This is a genomic window from Streptomyces sp. NPDC034037 (assembly GCF_055575715.1).
In genome coordinates this window covers 946867-964165 of the sequence record NZ_JBVISC010000001.1, presented here as the reverse complement: position 1 = coordinate 964165, position 17299 = coordinate 946867, and the positions used below count along the sequence as shown (strand labels likewise).

The 17299-nt window shown below is 73.4% G+C and carries 13 protein-coding genes; 6 read left to right on the top strand and 7 right to left on the bottom strand.

The window, feature by feature from the left end; all coding sequences use genetic code 11:
• Positions 1-4: 4 nt before the first annotated feature.
• The 6 genes from ACZ516_RS04320 to ACZ516_RS04295 all read right to left on the bottom strand — a co-directional run bounded on the left by ACZ516_RS04320 (position 5) and on the right by ACZ516_RS04295 (position 7625).
• Positions 5-910, bottom strand: coding sequence for a carbohydrate ABC transporter permease (locus ACZ516_RS04320; protein WP_358699470.1), 906 nt, complete (start codon positions 908-910; stop codon positions 5-7).
• Positions 911-916: 6 nt separating this feature from the next.
• Entirely contained in the window at positions 917-1852 is a 936-nt protein-coding gene (locus ACZ516_RS04315) for a carbohydrate ABC transporter permease (protein WP_358589323.1), read from the bottom strand.
• 12 nt (positions 1853-1864) lie between these two features.
• Complete coding sequence (locus tag ACZ516_RS04310; protein ID WP_361075777.1) at positions 1865-3205, bottom strand: ABC transporter substrate-binding protein; 1341 nt, start codon at positions 3203-3205, stop codon at positions 1865-1867.
• 55 nt (positions 3206-3260) lie between these two features.
• Positions 3261-4415 (bottom strand): ROK family transcriptional regulator, encoded by a 1155-nt coding sequence (locus ACZ516_RS04305; protein WP_469008387.1) that lies wholly within the window; start codon positions 4413-4415, stop codon positions 3261-3263.
• 169 nt (positions 4416-4584) lie between these two features.
• Positions 4585-6243: an MFS transporter gene (locus ACZ516_RS04300; protein ID WP_469008386.1), complete on the bottom strand. Its 1659-nt coding sequence runs from the start codon at positions 6241-6243 to the stop codon at positions 4585-4587.
• Between the two features lie 245 nt (positions 6244-6488).
• Entirely contained in the window at positions 6489-7625 is a 1137-nt protein-coding gene (locus ACZ516_RS04295) for a mechanosensitive ion channel family protein (protein WP_361075768.1), read from the bottom strand.
• A 256-nt stretch (positions 7626-7881) separates the two neighbouring features.
• On the opposite strand from ACZ516_RS04295, the gene ACZ516_RS04290 reads away from it, so the two are divergent.
• Positions 7882-8418 (top strand): HNH endonuclease, encoded by a 537-nt coding sequence (locus ACZ516_RS04290; RefSeq protein WP_358589312.1) that lies wholly within the window; start codon positions 7882-7884, stop codon positions 8416-8418.
• A gap of 64 nt (positions 8419-8482) precedes the next feature.
• Here ACZ516_RS04290 and ACZ516_RS04285 read toward each other — a convergent pair whose 3' ends face one another.
• Positions 8483-11473 carry a beta-N-acetylglucosaminidase domain-containing protein gene (locus tag ACZ516_RS04285; protein ID WP_469008384.1) on the bottom strand — a complete coding sequence of 997 codons (2991 nt, stop codon included), beginning with the start codon at positions 11471-11473 and terminating at the stop codon, positions 8483-8485.
• A gap of 700 nt (positions 11474-12173) precedes the next feature.
• On the opposite strand from ACZ516_RS04285, the gene ACZ516_RS04280 reads away from it, so the two are divergent.
• From ACZ516_RS04280 to ACZ516_RS04260, 5 genes are all read left to right on the top strand, one after another.
• The gene (locus tag ACZ516_RS04280; RefSeq protein WP_361075762.1) at positions 12174-12485 is read left to right on the top strand and encodes a hypothetical protein; all 312 of its coding nucleotides are present in this window, start codon (positions 12174-12176) and stop codon (positions 12483-12485) included.
• Positions 12485-14686 carry a 4-alpha-glucanotransferase gene (malQ, locus tag ACZ516_RS04275; protein WP_469008382.1) on the top strand — a complete coding sequence of 734 codons (2202 nt, stop codon included), beginning with the start codon at positions 12485-12487 and terminating at the stop codon, positions 14684-14686. Before ACZ516_RS04280 ends, malQ begins: the two co-directional genes overlap by 1 nt.
• Before the next feature lie 20 nt (positions 14687-14706).
• Positions 14707-14946 (top strand): hypothetical protein, encoded by a 240-nt coding sequence (locus ACZ516_RS04270; RefSeq protein WP_358590184.1) that lies wholly within the window; start codon positions 14707-14709, stop codon positions 14944-14946.
• Positions 14947-15218: 272 nt separating this feature from the next.
• The gene (locus ACZ516_RS04265) at positions 15219-16190 is read left to right on the top strand and encodes a DMT family transporter (RefSeq protein WP_469008381.1); all 972 of its coding nucleotides are present in this window, start codon (positions 15219-15221) and stop codon (positions 16188-16190) included.
• A 50-nt stretch (positions 16191-16240) separates the two neighbouring features.
• A complete protein-coding gene (locus tag ACZ516_RS04260; protein WP_469008379.1) occupies positions 16241-17158 on the top strand; it encodes a LysR family transcriptional regulator in 918 nt (305 codons plus the stop codon).
• The last annotated feature ends 141 nt before the right edge of the window (positions 17159-17299 follow it).

Below are 17299 nucleotides of genomic sequence, written 5' to 3'. Positions count from 1 at the left end.
TGTCTCAGCCCTTTACTCCGGTGAGGGTGACGCCTTCGACGAAGGCCTTCTGTGCGAAGAAGAAGACGACGATGACCGGCGCCATGACGAGCAGCGTCGCGGCCATGGTCAGGTTCCAGTTGACGCTGTGGGCGCTCTTGAAGGACTCCAGGCCGTAGCTCAGTGTCCACGCGCCGGGGTTCTGGGCCGCGTAGATCTGCGGCCCGAAGTAGTCGTTCCAGCAGTAGAAGAACTGGAAGAGCGCGATGGCGGCGATGCCCGGCTTGGCCATCGGTACGACGATCTTGACGAGTGTGCGGAACTCGCCGCAGCCGTCGATCCGCGCGGACTCGATGTACTCCTTGGGGATGGTGAGGAGGAACTGCCGCAGCAGGAAGATCGAGTACGCGTCGCCGAACGCCATCGGGATGATCAGCGGCCACAGCGTGCCCGACAGATGCAGCTGCTGGGCCCAGACCAGGTACATGGGGATCACGATGACCTGCGGCGGCAGCATCATCGTGGAGATGACGAGCATCATCGCGGTGCGCCGGCCGCGGAAGCGGAACTTGGCGAGCGCGTACGCCACGGGTATTGCCGAGCAGACCGTGAAGAGGGTGCCGAGGCCCGCGTACAGCAGGGAGTTGCGCCACCAGTCGAGGAAACCCGGGGTGTCGAACACCGTCTTGTAGTTGGACCAGTGCCAGGTGTCGGGCCACAGGTCGCCGCTCATCGCCTGGGAGTCGCTCATCACCGACGTCAGGAAGACGAAGACGAACGGCAGGACGAACAGCAGGGCCACTGCGATGGCCACGCTGTGGACGGCGATCCAGTGCAGGGTCCGCCTGCGGCGGGCGCGGGCGGCGGCGGGGCCCCGCAGGGGGGCGGTGCGGCCGGCGGCCGGTGGCGCGGTCAGGGTCGTGGTCGTCATGAGTCCTCAGTCCTCCGCCGCGAGCAGCCCGGAGCGCTTGCGCATCAGGAGCGTGGTCACGGCCATGGCGATGGCGAAGAGCACGAGCGAGAGCACGCACGCGGCGCCGGTGTTGAAGTTCTGGAAGCCCATCGAGTAGACGAGCTGGGGGACCGTGAGGGTCGAGTGCTCCGGGTAGCCGGGCTGGATCACCGAACCCGGGCCGACGTTGACCCCGGAGGCGACCTTCCCCGCGACCAGGGCCTGCGTGTAGTACTGCATGGTCTGCACGACGCCCGTGACCACCGCGAACATCACGATCGGCGTGATCGAGGGCCAGGTGACGTAGCGGAACTTCGCCCACGCCCCGGCGCCGTCCAGGTCCGCCGCCTCGTACTGCTCCTTGGGGACGTCGAGCAGCGCGGCCATGAAGATGACCATGAGGTCGCCGATGCCCCACAGGGAGAGCAGCACCAGCGAGGGCTTGGCCCAGTCGGGGTCGTTGAACCAGTTGGGCGCGGTGACGCCGATCGCGTCCAGGATTTCGTTGACCGGGCCCGTGCCCGGGTTGAGCAGGAACACGAAGGCGACGGTGGCGGCCACCGGCGGGGCCAGGTAGGGGAGGTAGAAGGCGGTGCGGAAGAGGCCGACGCCCGTCTTGATCTTCGTGACGAGCAGCCCGAGCGAGAGCCCGAAGACCACCCGCAGCGCCACCATGACCACCACGAGCCAGAGGGTGTTCCACAGGGCGGGCCCGAACAGCGGCATCTGCTCGAACACGTACCGCCAGTTCCTGAGGCCCACGAAGGTGGGCTCCTTGATCTGGTTGTAGTGCATGAACGAGAAGTACACGGTCGCGAGCAGCGGATACGCGAAGAAGACGCTGAAGCCGACCAGCCAGGGGGACAGGAAGCCGAGCGTGCGCAGTCTGCGGCGCGCCGGGTTGGAGAGGGACAGTGCCATGGGTGGGGGTCCTCAGCTCTTCGACTGGAGCGTGTCGGCGTCGATCTGGTCGTCGAGCCTCTTCAGTCCCGCGCGCAGGTCGGGCACGCGCCCGGCCTCGGCGGAGTAGGCGAAGTCCATCAGCGAGACCACGTACGCGCCGCCGTTGGTGGAGGGCGGCAGGGCCTTGCTGTGCTTGTTCCGCAGGATCTCGAAGAAGGCCCGGAAGGTCGGGTCGGCGTCCAGGCGCGGCGATTTCAGCGCGGCGTACGTGGACGGCACGTTGTGGATGGCGTTGGCGAAGTCCACGACCTGGTCCGTGTCCGTGGTCAGGAACTTCACCAGCTCCCACGCGGCGTTCTGGTGCTTGCTGCTGTGCGCGATGCCGGCGACGGTGCCGGTGATGAAGCCGCGCCCGTAGGTGTCCGCCTGGTCGTCGGGCACGGGCAGCGGCGCGACGCCCCAGTCGAAGTCCGCCTCGGCGTCCTTGAGCATGAGCCCGCGCCACTCGCCGTCCAGGTGCATGGCGATCTTCTGCGTCAGGAAGGCGTTCTGGCTCGACATCTCGTCGCCGAAGGTGAGCCGGAACTTCTCCAGGTCGTCGAAGCCGCCCTGCGCGTCGGCGAGTTGACGGGCGGTCTTCAGGAACTTGTACGTCGCCGGCTCCTCGGCCAACCGTGACGTGCCGTCCTCGGCGAAGTACGTGGGCCCCCACTGCGCGAAGAGGCGGTCCGGACTGTTCTGGTACAGCCGGAAGTTGGGCATGAACCCGACCCGCCGGTACGAGTCCTTGCCGCTGCGCACCGTGAGTTTCCTGGCGGCCCGCTCGAACTCGGACATGGTGCGCGGCGGCCGCTCGACGCCGGCCTTCTTGAAGGCGTCCTTGTTGTAGTACATGCCGAAGGCGTCGGCGAGCAGCGGCAGGGCGCACTGGTTGCCCTCGTAGCTGGTGTAGTCGAGCAGCGTCTTCGGGAAGACCTTCTTCTTGTCCACGCCGCTCTTCTTCAAGAACGGGTCGAGGTCGACCCACATCCCCGAGTCGCAGTACTGCCCGACGTTGTTGGTGGTGAACGACGACACGACGTCGGGGGCCTTGTCGCCGCCCGCGCGCAGGGCCTGGTTGACGGTGGCGTCGGAGACGTTGCCCGTGGCGCGCACCTTGATGTTCGGGTGCAGCTCTTCGAACCGCTCGATGCTCTCGTTGACCGCCTTGACCTCGCCGGGGGTCGCCCAGCCGTGCCAGAACGTCAGCGTGACCGGCTCGGTCGGGTCGTCGTGGGCGCTGCCGACGCTCGGGTTGGCGCAGCCGGCGAGCAACAGACCGGCTGCGGCGAGCGCCGCGGACGCGCGGGTGGTCATGCGCCATCGCGGCATGGCGGACTTCCTTTGCGGAGGGGAGGGGGAGGTGTGGTCCGTACGGGTGTGGGGCTCAGGCCGTGTCGAATACCTGGTCGCGGGCCTGTGTGAGGGCCGAGCGGAGCGCGCCGGTGAGGATCGGGTCGCCGGCCAGCTCGCTGACGCGGATCTGGGGGCGGGGCAGGGCGAGTCCGGTCAGCTCCTCCTCGACGAGGACCCGCAGCGTGTCGCCGCCGGCCTGGGCCACCGAGCCGGACAGCACGACGAGTTCCGGGTCGACCACGGCGACCACCGCCGCGATGCCGGTGGCGATGCGGCGGGCGACCTCGGCGAGGAGGGCGTCGTCGGCGAAGACGTCCGCGAGCGTGGCGCCGGGGCCGGCGAGGCCGCGGACGACCTCGGCGGCGACCAGGCTCTCGAATCCGCCGTCGCCGGCGGGGCCGCCCTGGGCGAGCGGGGCGCCCGGCAGCGGCATGTAGCCGATCTCGCCGGCGCCGCCGGTGGCGCCGCGCAGCAGGGTGCCGCCGAGCACGATGGCCGCGCCGACGCCTTCGTCCAGCCAGGTCAGGACGTAGTTGTCGTGGTCCTGGGCGGCGCCTTCGTACTGCTCGGCGACGGCGGCCAGATTGACGTCGTTCTCGATGGCCACGGGGGTGCCGAGCACCGCGGCGAGGTCGTCGCGCAGGGTGCGGGAGTGCCAGCCGGGCAGGTGCGGGGCGTAGCGCAGCTGGCCGCTCTGCGGGTCGATGGCGCCGGGGGTGCCGATCACCGCGGCCCGCAGGTCCTCGTGGCGCAGGCCCGCCTCGCGCAGCGCGCCGTCGACGGCCTCGGTGACGAGCTGGGCGGTGCGGTGGCGGACGTCCTCGGCGACGGCTTCGGCCTCCACGCGCTCCGTGCCGAGGATGGTGCCGGTGATGTCGGCGACCTGTGCGGTGATGCCGGTCGGGTCGGCGGACAGGGCGGCCACGTGCCCGGCGGCGGGGTCGATCTCGTACAGCAGCGCGTTGGGTCCCGGGCGGCCGCTGAGGCTGCCGGTGGTGTGCACGAGTCCGGCGGCCTCGAGGCGGCCGAGGAGCTGGGAGGTGGTCGGCTTGGACAGGCCCGTCAGTTCGCCGATGCGGGTGCGGGTCAGCGGTCCCTGGGCCACCAGGAGGTCGAGTACGGCCCGGTCGTTCATCGCGCGCAGGACGCGCGGCGTGCCCGGGGTCCCCGGGGTGCCTCCCGCCATGACGACACCTGCCTCTCGGTGGCTGCCTCTCGGTGGCCGCTAACTGTTAGGAAACTTTCCAATTGGTGAGGACGGTAAGGCTGGCGTGAATGAGCCGTCAATAGCGGACGCCCCCGCGGCAACCAAGTCGTTACCTGCGGGGGCGGTGCGATGCGTGGGGCCGCGCTGGTCAGGGGCCGATCGCCTCCCCGGCCGGGGCCCCTTCCCCTGCCGGAGCCCTTTCCGCCGCCGGGGTCCCTTCCCCTGCCCCGGCCCCCTCCTCCCGTGCCGCCCGCCGCTCCGGACCGGCGGAACCGGTGGAGCCGGTGGGGCCTGCGGGGTCCGCGGCCGGGCGCAGGGCGAAGGCCAGGACGGCCGCCCCGAGGAGGGCGACGAGCATGATCCAGACCGCGCCGACGTGCATGGCGTGCAGGAAGGCGTCGTCGGCGGCGTGGGCGAGGGCCGGCCGGTGGGCCGCGGCGGCGACGTGCCGGGCCTGTTCGGCGGAGACCCGCGCCTGCTCCCGCACCGGTCCGGGCACCTCGCCCAGCGAGGGGGTGATCGCGCGCTGATAGGCGATCGACATGATCGTGCCGCCGACCGCGATGCCGATCACGCTGCCGGTCTGCCGCACGGTGTTGGTGACGGCCGACCCGGCGCCGGCCCGCTCCAGCGGCAGGGAGCCGATCAGCGCCGCCGACACCGGGCCGATCACCGTGCCGACGGCGAGGCCCTGGCAGAACAGCAGGACCTCGATCCACCCCAGCGGGGTGCGCGGCCCAAGGAGCCCGTACGCGCCCATGGTGAGCGCGGCGGCGGTCAGCGCGGGCGCGGTGACCAGGAGCAGCGACCAGCGGCGCACCAGGCGCGCGCCGACGGTCGCCCCGAGGGTGGCGCCGACCGCGGTGGGCAGACCGGCCAGGCCCGCCTCCATCGGCGTGTAGCCACGGGCGCCCTGCAAATAGAACGCCTGGTAGAAGGTGGCGGCGGTCACGGCGAACAGGAGCAGGCCGAGCGCCGCGTTGCCCCCGCCGAAGGCCCGGCGCGCGAGCAGCCGGGGATCAAAGCTGGGCGCCTTGACGCGCAGTTCGACGCGGACGAAGACGGTCAGCAGGACCATTCCGAGGGTGATCGGCGCCCAGACGTCCGCACGCTCCCAGGCGGCCACCTGCCCCGCCCGGATCAGCCCATAGGCCAGCGCCGAGAGTCCGCTGATCGACAGCAGCATTCCGGCCGGGTCGAGGGGGCGCCGGGTGGGGCTGCGGAAATTCGGCACCAGCAGGGCGACTCCGGCGAGCGCGAGGGCGACGACCGGGACATTGACCAGAAAGACCGAGCCCCACCAGAAATGCTCCAGGAGCACCCCCGCGAGCACCGGTCCCGCGGCCATTCCGACGCCGGTGGCCGCCGAGGAGACGGCGATGGCGGTGGTCCGCGCGGGACCGGTGAAGGTCCACATCAGGAGGGCGAGGTTGGCGGGCATGATCAGCGCGCTGCCCACGCCCATCGCGGCCCGGGCGGCGACCAACTGCCCCGCGTCGCCCGCGTACGCCGCCCACACCGAGGACCCGGCGAACACGACGAGGCCGCCGACCAGCACGGTGCGGTGGCCGAAGCGGTCGCCCAGCGCGCCCGCGGTGAACATCAAGGTGGCGAAGGTCAGGGTGTACGAGCCGGTGGCCCACTGCAGCGCGGCCGGTCCGGCGTCCAGCCCGCGGACCGGGTCCGCCAGCGTCTCCAGGGCCGTGCTCAGGATGGTGTTGTCCAGCCAGATCAGCAGTGAGCACAGCATGAGTACGGCGAGAATCAATTGCTGTCTGGATTTCGGCAGGGCGGGGGAATCGGTCATGAAGGTCCTCGGGAGCGCTCGGCGGAAACCTGATGCGACGGGACCGTAAGCAAATTCGCGACCCCTGTCAATGGAATCTCCGAGGGCAGAAAATACCCTCTTTCGCAAGTGCGGAAAGGGCGGCAAGGGCATATCGAATGCTCCCTGTCAATTCCGCCGACAGGCAATCGCGCTTTATCGGAAACGCAAAATGGGGGCGCCCGGAGAAATCTCCGGGCGCCCCCATCGACGCGGGGAGGGGCGGGTTACTTCGCGAGGTTCGGCGGCGGGGTGATCGGCGCCGTCGCCAGGGACTGGGGCGAGGTCGTGGAGGCGTACGCGGAGGGGGCGGCGACGCCCGCCGCCGGGTCCGCGCCCGGCTCCTCGGCGGGCTGGGCGGGCAGCCCGCCGACGATGCGGATGCCCGCCTCGTCGAAGGCCCGCTTGATGCGCCAGCGCAGCTCGCGCTCGACGCCCAGGGACTGGCCCGGCATCGTCTTCGCCGAGACGCGCACCACCATGGAGTCCAGGAGCACACTGTCCAGGCCGAGGATCTCCACCGGGCCCCACAGGCGCTCGTTCCAGGGCTCGTCCTTCGCGATGGCCTCGCCGACCTCGGCCAGCGTCGCCCGCACCTTGTCCAGGTCCTCGTCCGAACGGACCGTCACGTCGACGCCCGCCGTGGACCAGCCCTGGGAGAGGTTCCCGATGCGCTTGACCTCGCCGTTGCGCACGTACCAGATCTCACCGTTCTCGCCGCGCAGCTTGGTGACGCGCAGACCGACCTCGATGACCTCGCCGGAGGCGACGCCCGCGTCGATCGAGTCGCCGACGCCGTACTGGTCCTCCAGGATCATGAAGACGCCGGAGAGGAAGTCCGTGACGAGATTGCGGGCACCGAAACCGATCGCGACGCCCGCCACACCCGCCGAGGCGAGCAGCGGGGCGAGGTTGATCTCGAAGGCGCCGAGGATCATCAGGGCCGCGGTGCCGAGGATCAGGAACGACGCCACCGAGCGGAGCACGGACCCGATGGCCTGCGAGCGCTGGCGGCGCCGCTCCACGTTCACCAGGAGCCCGCCGAGCGCCGTGCCGTCGACGGCGTTCGCCGTGCGGTTCATGCGGTCTATGAGCTTGGTGATGGCACGCCGGACCAGGATGCGCAGGACGACCGCTATCGCGAGGATCAGCACGATCCGCAGACCGATGCCGAGCCACGTGGACCAGTTCTGCTCGACCCAGCTCGCCGCGTTCCCCGCGCTCTCCTGGGCGTCCTCGAACGAGGGGGGCTTCGGCGTCGGGGACGGGGTGTCGTCCGGGTCCGCTCCGGCTGCCGACAGGACGGACAAGAGCACGGCAGGTACCTCCAGGTATCGCGGCCTGCCCGGCGGAGAAGATGTCATCGACGTGGGACCGGGGGAACCGGGCAGACCCACCACACTAACGGGGCATTGTGTGCGGATCGTCGTCATGTTCGAGGGAGAGACGGTGCTCACCTGGGCAGGAACCAGGTGACGTGCCGGTGCGGCGCCCCTGTGGTCGAAAACACTTCGAGCCCGTTACCGGCACATGGTGGCGCCGCGACCAGGCATGAGGGGAGACTGACAGCCGGATCGTCCCGGCGCGAGCCACGCGCCGCCGGCGTACAAGGAGGCACCCGTGCCGCATGTCCTGGTCCTCAACGCGTCGTACGAGCCGCTCGGCGTCGTACCGCTCCGCCGCGCGCTCGTCCTCGTCCTGGAGAACAAGGCTCTCTGCCTCGAGGAGTCCGGCGCCTTCATGCACAGCGAGAAGCGCACCGTCCCCGCACCCAGCGTGGTCCGCCTCAAGCGGTTCGTCCGGGTCCCCTACCGGGGGCCCGTCCCGCTGACCAGACGGGCGCTGTTCGCCCGCGACGGCGGTCGGTGCATGTACTGCGGTGGCGTCGCAACCAGCGTCGACCACGTCATTCCGAAGAGCCGGGGCGGCCGCCACGCCTGGGACAACGTGGTGGCGTCCTGCCGCCGCTGCAACCACGTCAAGGCCGACCGGCACCTCATGGAGCTGGGCTGGCGGCTGCGGCACAAACCCGCGCCGCCCTCGGGGCTCGCCTGGCGCATCATCGGGACCGGACACCGCGATCCGCGCTGGCTGCCGTACCTGCAGCCGTTCGGCGCGGACGACGCGCTGGCCCGGATCGACGGCATCTCCGCCTAGCCGGCGATCCGGGCCCTCCTCGTACGGGCGTTCGTGTGCGGCGAGCGGGGGGTGTGCGCGGCCGTCACCGCCCGTCGGCGACCGCGTACGCCGCCACCGACCAGAGGGAGTAGCCGAAGCGCGTGGCCCGCTTCTCGCCCTGGATACGCAGGTGGCGCGTCCCGGGCGCGTCCAGGCGGACCACCTCGCGCCCGCCCCGGCCGTCCCGCACGGTCGCCGCCGTGTGCCACGTCCTGCCGTCGGCCGACGTCTGCACCCGGTACCGGTCGGCGTACGCGTCCTGCCAGCGCAGCTCGACCCGGCCCAGCCGGACCGGCTCCGCGAACTCCACCCGCCACCACGCGTCGTCCTTCGCCGGCGAGGACCAGCGCGTCGCCGGATCGCCGTCGGCGGCGGCCGATGCCGGGAAGTCCTCCGTCTCGTCGCCCGACGACGAGGCCTTCGCGCCGCGCACCAGATCCGGGCCCGCCGTGCGCGGACAGGCGCGGACGGTCACCGTGCGCCGCTCGCCACCGAACTCGACGGGGATCTCGTACGTCCCCGAACGCGTGCCCGCGCGGACGGTGATGTCGAGCGGCACCTCGACGTCCGTGCCGCGCGGCAGCGTCGTCGACCCCGGCACCCGCACCTCGATCCCGTCCGGCGCCGTCACCCGCAGCCGCCCGCGCAGGTCACCGGGGCGCAGGGAGCGCAGCGTGACCGTGACCCGCCGCGCCGCACCGCCGATCTCCGCGTCGGTCTCGGGGCGGGCCGGGGTGAGGGAGAGCGCGAGGGAATCGGCGTACCAGGGCACGAGGTGGTGGACCGCCCCCTCGGCCCCGGCCCCGGTCTCAGCTCCGGTGACCCGGACGGCGTCGGCGCGCACGCCCTTCTCGGCGTCCCCGCGCCCCTTCCCGCCGAGGCGCAGCTCCGTGAAGCCGCTCGGGGCAAGGGCGCCCACGCGCCGCCAGCCCCCGCCGGGCACCCGCACCTCGATGTCGCCCTTCGCGCCGGGGTCGGTGAGGACGGTGACCGCCGTGAGCGCGCGGGTGCGGCCGAAGCGGGCCCGCGTGCCGTCCGAGGCCCGCCCGGAGTCGGTCCCCGCCCACGCCGCGTACGCCTTGTGGGCCCGCGCCAGGAACGGGTCGAGGACGCCCTTGCCGACGGTGACGGCGCTGGCCCGCAGCTCCTTGCGCAGTGCCGTCAGCTCGCGCGCCGAGCGCCAGGCGGCGGCGCCGTCGCCCAGCGACTGGGCGCGCAGCATGTCGACGGCGGCCTCACCGGCCGCGCCGTACCGGCCGAGCTTGTCGATCCAGGGGCGCACCTCGCCGGCGAGCGCGGTGCCGGCCAGCCGCCGCGGCGCCCGGCGCATCACGCCGAACGCCGTTCGCAGCCGCCGCGCGGCCCGGTCGACCGTCGCCCGGTCCGCCCTCTCGCGGGCGCGCCACAGGCCGTCGATCAGGGGGCGCAGATACGCCGACTCGCGGGCGCCGAGCACGGACGAGGCGTCGTTGCCCGCGAGGGCCCGCAGCGCGCCCCGCGCCGACGCGTCGTCGCCCGCCAGGTCGTCGATCGCGGCGAGCCACGACGCGTGCGGGCGGTAGTTGCGCGGGTTCCAGGCGTAGTCGGCGGCGGTGAAGAGGGGGATGCGGGAGGCGGCGGGCTGCTCCATGGCGTTGCCGAGGAGGGCGGCCGAGCCGGTGGCGACGGCGGGCTGGCGGCCGGTGTAGGGGCCGAGGAAGACGCGGTCCTGCGCGAAGTCGTTGACGGGGTAGTTGTCCATCGTCACCAGCGGGTGCGGGCCGAACGCCGCGTGGGCGCCCGCGAGTTCGCGTCCGGTGATGGTCTTGGGGACCACGCCCACGCCCGTCCAGGCCACCTCGGTCCGGCGGTCCAGGCCGGCCGAGAGGGCCGCGCGGTAGGCGGTCGTGCCGTCCTGGAAGTACTCGGTCGGCATCACGGAGAGTGGCTCGGCCCCCGGGTGGCGGGCAGCCAGGTGCGCGGCGACCGCGTCGGCCACCCGGGCCTGCGCCTTCGCGGCGGCCTTCGGGCCCGTGCCGAACGTCCCGGCGTCCCGCTCGCAGTGCCACTCGCTGTAGCTGACGTCCTGGAACTGGAGCTGGAAGGCGCGCACGCCCAGCGCCCACATCGCGTCGATCTTGCGGTTGAGGTCCTTGATGTCCTTGTCGGAGGACATGCACATCGCCTGGCCGGGGGAGACGGCCCAGGCGAGCGTCACGTGGTTGGCCCGCGCGCGCGCCGCGAGGGCCCGGAAGTCGGCGCGCTGGTCGGCCGGGTAGGGCTCGCGCCAGCGGGCCTGGCGGTAGAGGTCGTCGCCGGGGGCGTAGAGGTAGCGGTTCTGCTTGGTGCGGCCCATGAAGTCGAGCTGGGCCAGCCGCTGGGCGCGCGTCCACGGGGTGCCGTAGAACCCCTCGGTCAGGCCGCGCACGGCGGTGCCGGGCCAGTCGCGGATCACGACGCCCGGCAGCGTGCGGGCACCTTTGCCGCCGCCGGTGAGCTGCCGCAGGGACTGCGCGGCGTGGAAGAGGCCGTCCTCGCCGGCCCCCGCGAGGGCGACGGTGTCCCGGCCGTCGACGCGGCCGACGGCCAGTCGGTAGCCGCCCGTGGGCAGGTCGCCGCGGTCGCCCGCGCCGAGGGCGCGCAGGGCGCGGTCCGCGCCGGCGCCTCCGGCGCGCACGACGAGGGTCCCGCCGGCCGGCAGCGGCTCGCCGTCGCGCACCTCGGTGACGCGGCGGGCGCCGGCGTCCCGCAGGAGGTCACGCAAGGCGTCCATGGCGTACGGATCGGCGTCCTCGTCGCCGCCCGCAGTCACCAGGGCGACGTCGTCTCCCACGGTGACGGCGCCCTTGCGGGGGCTCATCACGTGGGGGCGGGGCCAGACGGACGGCTGCACGGCCCCCGCCCCGTTCCCGCGTCCGCCCGCGCGGTCCGGGGAGGTGGCCCCGGGCGCGGTGGGCGTCCCCGGGTCCGCGAGGGCGCCGGGCGCACCGCCGAGCACACTCGCGACGACGGCGACCGCGACGACGACCGCGCCCTTCCTGCGCCGCACCTGCACGCACTCTCCTGTTCTGGGCGGGACCGGTGGGGCCCCTGATGTGACGTACGGCAATGAGCCCATCACTGACGTGGCGGAGGTGTCAACGGGAGCGGAGAAGAGGGGGGTGATTCTTCGCGGAACCTACGGGGAGGTGGGGGCGGGGCCGGGGGCCTGTGCCGGCAACTGGGAGGTGCCGCCCCGAGCCAGCCACCTGGGGGCCCGAGCGGGCGTCTGCGTCGGTACGTGGGTGGGCGTCCGTACGAGGGGCTGCGTGGACGTCTGTACGAGTGTCTGGGCGGCACCTCTGTCTGCACCCGGGCGAGTGCCTGTCCGGACGCCTGTGCGGGACGCGCCTCTGCGCCTGCGCGGGCACCTGTCCCGGCACCTGCGTGAACGCCCGTACGAATGCCTCCCGGGTGCCTGTCCGGTGCCTGCCCGGCACCTGCGCGGACGCCTCTCTGGACGCCTGACCCGGGGTCCGCGCGGGCCGGGGTTCGGGGCGTCGGAGTGGGGGACCCGGGGTGTCGGGGGGCTGGACGTCTTCCCGGGGTGGGGGAGCCCGGGGGTCTGTTCTTGCGGGGTGGGCGGGGCCCGGAGGGACAACTTCCGTCCGGGGGCATCGATTGTGACCAGGGTCACGTTGGTGCACCCTGGAGGTCTGCGGCCCGGCGCAGTGGGTAGGGCTGCCGTGACCCGCCCCCTGACAAGGAGCCCCCACATGGCCGCATCCGCCAACCTTCTCCTCTCCGCCCTCTCCAAACAGGTGCCCGCCGTCCGACGGCCCGGCCCCGTCCCCCTCCAGGTCTCGCGACCGGCCCCGAGGGCCGTCGCACTCCAGGTCTCCGGCCCCGACTCGGGCCTCGACGGCTCCTGCTCCTGCGGCTGCCTGGAACCGCCCCTGACCAGCGAACCCCCGCTCGCCGACGCCGCGCCCCTGACCAGCGAACCGCCCCTCGCCGACGCCGCGCCGCTCACCAGCGAGCCCACCGCCACCGGCATGGCCTCCGGCCTGGACTCCTCGGGGGTCTGATGACCCTTTCCCGGCTGGCGGCCGCGTACGGGGTCGCCACCTCCTACTCCCCGGCCCCGGGGCGCACCGTCCCGGCCTCCGAGGCCGCCGTCGTCGCGGCCCTCGCCGCGCTGGACGTCGACGCGAGCACCCCCGAGGCGGTCCGCGCCGCCCTCGCCGCGCACGAGGCCCACCTGGCGGAGCGCCTGCTGCCCCCGACGGTCGTCGCCTGGACGGACACCCCCCTCCCCACCGCCCCGCCCCTCGCGGGCCTGCCGCGGGGGACGCGGGTACGGGTGGAGCTGGAGTCCGGCGCCACCTACGAGTGGCAGACCCCGCAGGCCCCGCAGGCCCCCCAGGCCCCCCAGGCCCCGCCTGCCCCTGCCGTTCCTGGGGGCGGCGGGAAGGCCGAGCCGGGACCCGGGCCCACGCCACCGCCGGGCGCGCACACGCTCCTTGTACGCACCCCGGACGGCCGGACCGCGAGGGCCCACCTCATCGCCGCCCCCCGCCGGATCAAGACCCCGGCCACCCGCGCCCACGGCCTCCTCGTCCAGCTGTACTCCCTGCTCTCCCAGCGGTCCTGGGGCATGGGCGACCTCGGCGACCTGGCCGAGCTGACCGCCTGGTCCGGCCGCGACCTGGCCGCCGGCTTCGTCCAGGTGAACCCGCTGCACGCCGCCGTGCCGAACCCTCCCGGCGGCCCCGGCAGCGACCCCTCCCCGTACCGCCCCTCCTCCCGCCGCTTCCCCGACCCCGTGCACCTGCGCATCGAGGCCGTCCCCGAGTTCGCTCATCTGCCGGACGACGCCCGCGACCGCGTCGAGGCGCTGCGCCGCGAGGCGGGCCGGCTGCGCGACGGGGTCCTGCGCGACGGCGAGTTGATCGACCGGGACGCGGTCTGGGCCCTCAAGGGCGAGGCGCTCGAACTGCTCCACGAGGTCCCCCTCGGCCCCGGCCGCCGCGCCGCCTACAGCGCCTTCCTCGCCGAACAGGGCTCCGCCCTGGAGGACCACGCGACCTGGTGCGCCCTGGCCGAGGTCCACGGCCCCGACTGGCACACGTGGCCCGCCCCCCTGCGCGACCCGTCCTCGCCGGAGAGTGCCCGCGCCCGGCGCGAGCTGATGGCCCGCGTCGACTTCCACTGCCGCCTCGCCTGGCTGACCGAGGACCAACTGGCCACCGCCCAGCGCTCCGCCCGCGAGGCGGGCATGGACATCGGCCTGGTGCACGACCTCGCCGTCGGCGTGCACCCCGCGGGCGCCGACGCCTGGGCCCAGCAGGACCACTTCGCGCCGCACATGAGCGTCGGGGCCCCGCCGGACGCGTTCAACGCCCGCGGTCAGGACTGGGGCCTGCCGCCCTGGCGCCCCGACCGCCTCGCCGCGTCCGGTTACGCCCCCTACCGCGACCTCGTGCGCGGACTGCTCCGGCACGCGGGAGCCCTGCGCATCGACCACGTCATGGGGCTGTTCCGCCTCTGGTGGGTCCCCGAGGGCCGCGACCCCACCGAGGGCACCTACGTCCATTACGACGCCGAGGCGATGCTCGCCGTCCTCGCCCTGGAGGCGCACCGCGCGGACGCCCTCGTCATCGGCGAGGACCTCGGCACCGTCGAGCCCGGCGTGCGCGAGACGCTGCGCGAACACGGCGTGCTCGGCACATCGGTGCTGTGGTTCGAGCGGGACTGGGCGGGCACGGGCCGCCCGCTGCCCGCCGCCGAGTGGCGCGCCGACTGCGTGGCCACCGTCACCACGCACGACCTGCCGCCGACCGCCGCCCGCCTCACCGGCGAGCACGTCCGGCTCCGCCACGACCTCGGCCTGCTGACCCGCCCCCTGGCCGAGGAGGAGTCCGAGGCCGCCGCCGACGTGCGCGAGTGGCTGGGCCTGCTCTCCCGGCTCGGCATGCTGCCCGGCGGCATGGGCAGCGAGGAGGACGAGGTCCGCGCGCTGCACCGCTTCCTGCTCGCCACGCCGGCCCGCATGCTCGGCATCTGGCTGCCCGACGCCGTCGGCGACCGCCGGCCGCAGAACCTGCCGGGCACCTGGGACCAGTACCCCAACTGGCGGCTGCCGATCGCCGACGCGAGCGGACGCCCCGTCACCCTGGAGGACCTCGCCGCCTCCCCGCGCCTGCACGCCCTGATGGCGCTCTTCCGGGGGTCCGGGCAGGAGGGCGACACGTTCCGTACGGCACCCCCGGGCGCGCACCCCGTTTAGGAGTTCGCTACGTTTGCACCGTGGACAAGAAGAACGCTCTGCGCGCCGGCGCCCTGGCCTCCGGCACGACGCTGATGATGCTGCTCATGTCGTCCCCCGCGCTCGCGCTCACGCGCGACGACGGCGACGACCCGGCCCCCCGCCTGAGCGTCGTCGAAACGCTCGGCCTCTACGTCGCGGCGCCCCTGGTGCTGTTCCTGGTCATCGCGGGTCTCGTGATGATCGGCGACAAGTCCCGCAAGCAGCAGAAGCGGGTCTGACACCCCGCCTTTCCATCGGACAGACCAGGCCGAGGGCCCGGTTCAGCGCCGTCCCGCGTACGTGCGTACGCGGGGCGTACGTATGTACGCGTGATGGTGACGCGGCGCTGAACCGGGCCTTTGGCATGCGCGCAGAAGCGCAATCGTTCACTTCGCCTTAAAGGAGATCCTGAAAAGTTTCGATGGACGTGATGGGTCGACGGGTGCGACGGTGGGGTCGAACCTGACCGAGACGCCCCGCGACGCCGGGGAGAGAGGCAAAGGGATACCTCGTGGCCGTCCTCGACCGGACCCCCGCACCCAACGCGCCCACCACCGGAGCGACCCCTCCCGCCGCGCCGGACGGCGGGCCGAAGGCCCGGTCGGACGGCACGCGGCCCCTCGGGGCCGGGCTCGCCCTCGCGGCGCTCGCCACGGTCGTCTGGTCGGGCAGCTTCGTCACCTCCCGCGCCCTGCACGACACCGTCCCACCCGTGCAGCACGCCTTCTGGCGCTGGCTCATCGCGATCGCCGCCGTCGCGCCCTTCGCGGCCAGGCGGACCTGGCGGCAGCGGAACCTGCTCCGCCGGCACCCGCGGTTCCTGCTCCTCGCCGCCCTGCTGGGCGTCACCGTCTACAACACCCTGGTGAACCAGGCGGCCATGACGACCGGCGCCGGCAACATGGGCATGATCATGGCCGCCTCGCCCGTCCTCATGGCCGTGTACGAGCGGATCGGCGGCACCCGGCTCGGCGCGCGCCGCGTGACGGGCATGCTCGTCGCCTGCGCCGGCGTGCTGCTCCTGGTCGGCGGCGGCTCCCTCGCCGTGCACCTCACGGCCGGCGACCTGTGGATCATCGCGGCCGCGCTCTCCTTCGGCTCCTACAGCGCCCTGCTCAAGCGCAAGCCCGCCGAGATCGGCCAACTGCCCTTCCTCTTCGCGACGTTCGTCCTCGGCGCGCTGATGCTGCTGCCCGCGTACGCCGTCAGCTACGCCGTGCAGGGCGGCTTCGAGCCGGCCGTCGGCACGGTCGCCCCGCTCCTGTACGTCGGCGTGGTGTCGTCGGCGGTCGCCTTCTTCGCCTGGAACAAGGCCATCTCCCTCATCGGCGCGGCCCGCGCGGGCGTCGTCTACTACCTCCAGCCGGTCTGCGTGGCCCTGCTCTCCTTCGCGCTCCTCGGCGAGGCGATGGGGTGGCTCCAGGGGCTGTGCATGGGGCTGATCCTCGGCGGGGTCGTGCTCGGCGCGGCCCGCGCGAAGTAGGGGAGCGGCCCGTGGGGGCGGGTGATCAGGCCGGTCGGTACGTTGGCCCCATGAGCGAGTGGGACATCAAGAAACTGCAGATCCTGCGGACGTTGAGTGAGCGGGGGACCGTCACGGCGACGGCGCGGGTGCTGCGGATGACGCCGTCGGCGGTGTCCCAGCAGCTGTCCAACCTCGCCAAGCAGCTCGGCGTACCGCTCCTGGAGGCCCACGGCCGCCGCGTACGGCTCACCGACGCGGCCCACCTCGTACTGCGGCACACCGAGGCGGTCTTCGCGCAACTGGAGCAAGCTGACGCCGAGTTGGCGGCGTACGCGCAGGGCGAGGCGGGGGAGGTGCGGGTCGGGGCGTTCTCCACCGCCGTGCCCGCACTCGTCGTACCGGCGGTGCGGGCGCTGCGGGTGGCGGCGCCCGGCATCTCCGTACGGGTACGGGAGACCGAGGCGGCGGAGGCGTACGAGCTTCTCGCCGCCGGCGAGGTCGACGTGGCCCTGTCCCTCGCGGTACAGGCACCGGCCTCGCCCGACGCGGACCCCCGCTTCACCCGCGAGTCCCTCGTCGCCGACCCCCTGGACGTGGCCCTGCCCGGCGACCACCCGCTCGCGGCGGCCGACGGCCTGCGGCTGGCTGACCTGGCCACGGAACCGTGGATCTTCGGGGGCAGCGGCCCCTGGTCGGAGATCACCCGAGCGGCGTGCGAAGGCGCCGGCTTCACCCCGGAACAGGCGCACTCGGCGTCCGGCTGGACGGCGATCCTCGCGATGGTGGAGGCGGGCATGGGCGTGGCGCTGATCCCGCGGATGGCGACGGTACGACGGGACGGCGTCGCCATGCGGGAACTCACGGCGGATCGGCCTCGGCGGCATGTGGTGGCGGCGGTGCGGAGGGGGGCCGCCGGTGGGGCGGCCGTCTCTCGGGTCCTGTGTGAGCTGCGGGCGGTGGTCCCCGGGCGGTCTGCCCTGGGCTGAGGGCGCCGCCCCTGCGGGGGGCTCGGCGCTTCCCGGGGTGGCCGTACCGCCCTCTGCCTCGCGGCTCGGCGCCGAGAGGTGGGCGTGTGGCCTGTGCGGGCCGTCGTGCCCGCGCCCTGTCCCGCGCTGCGCGCGGATATC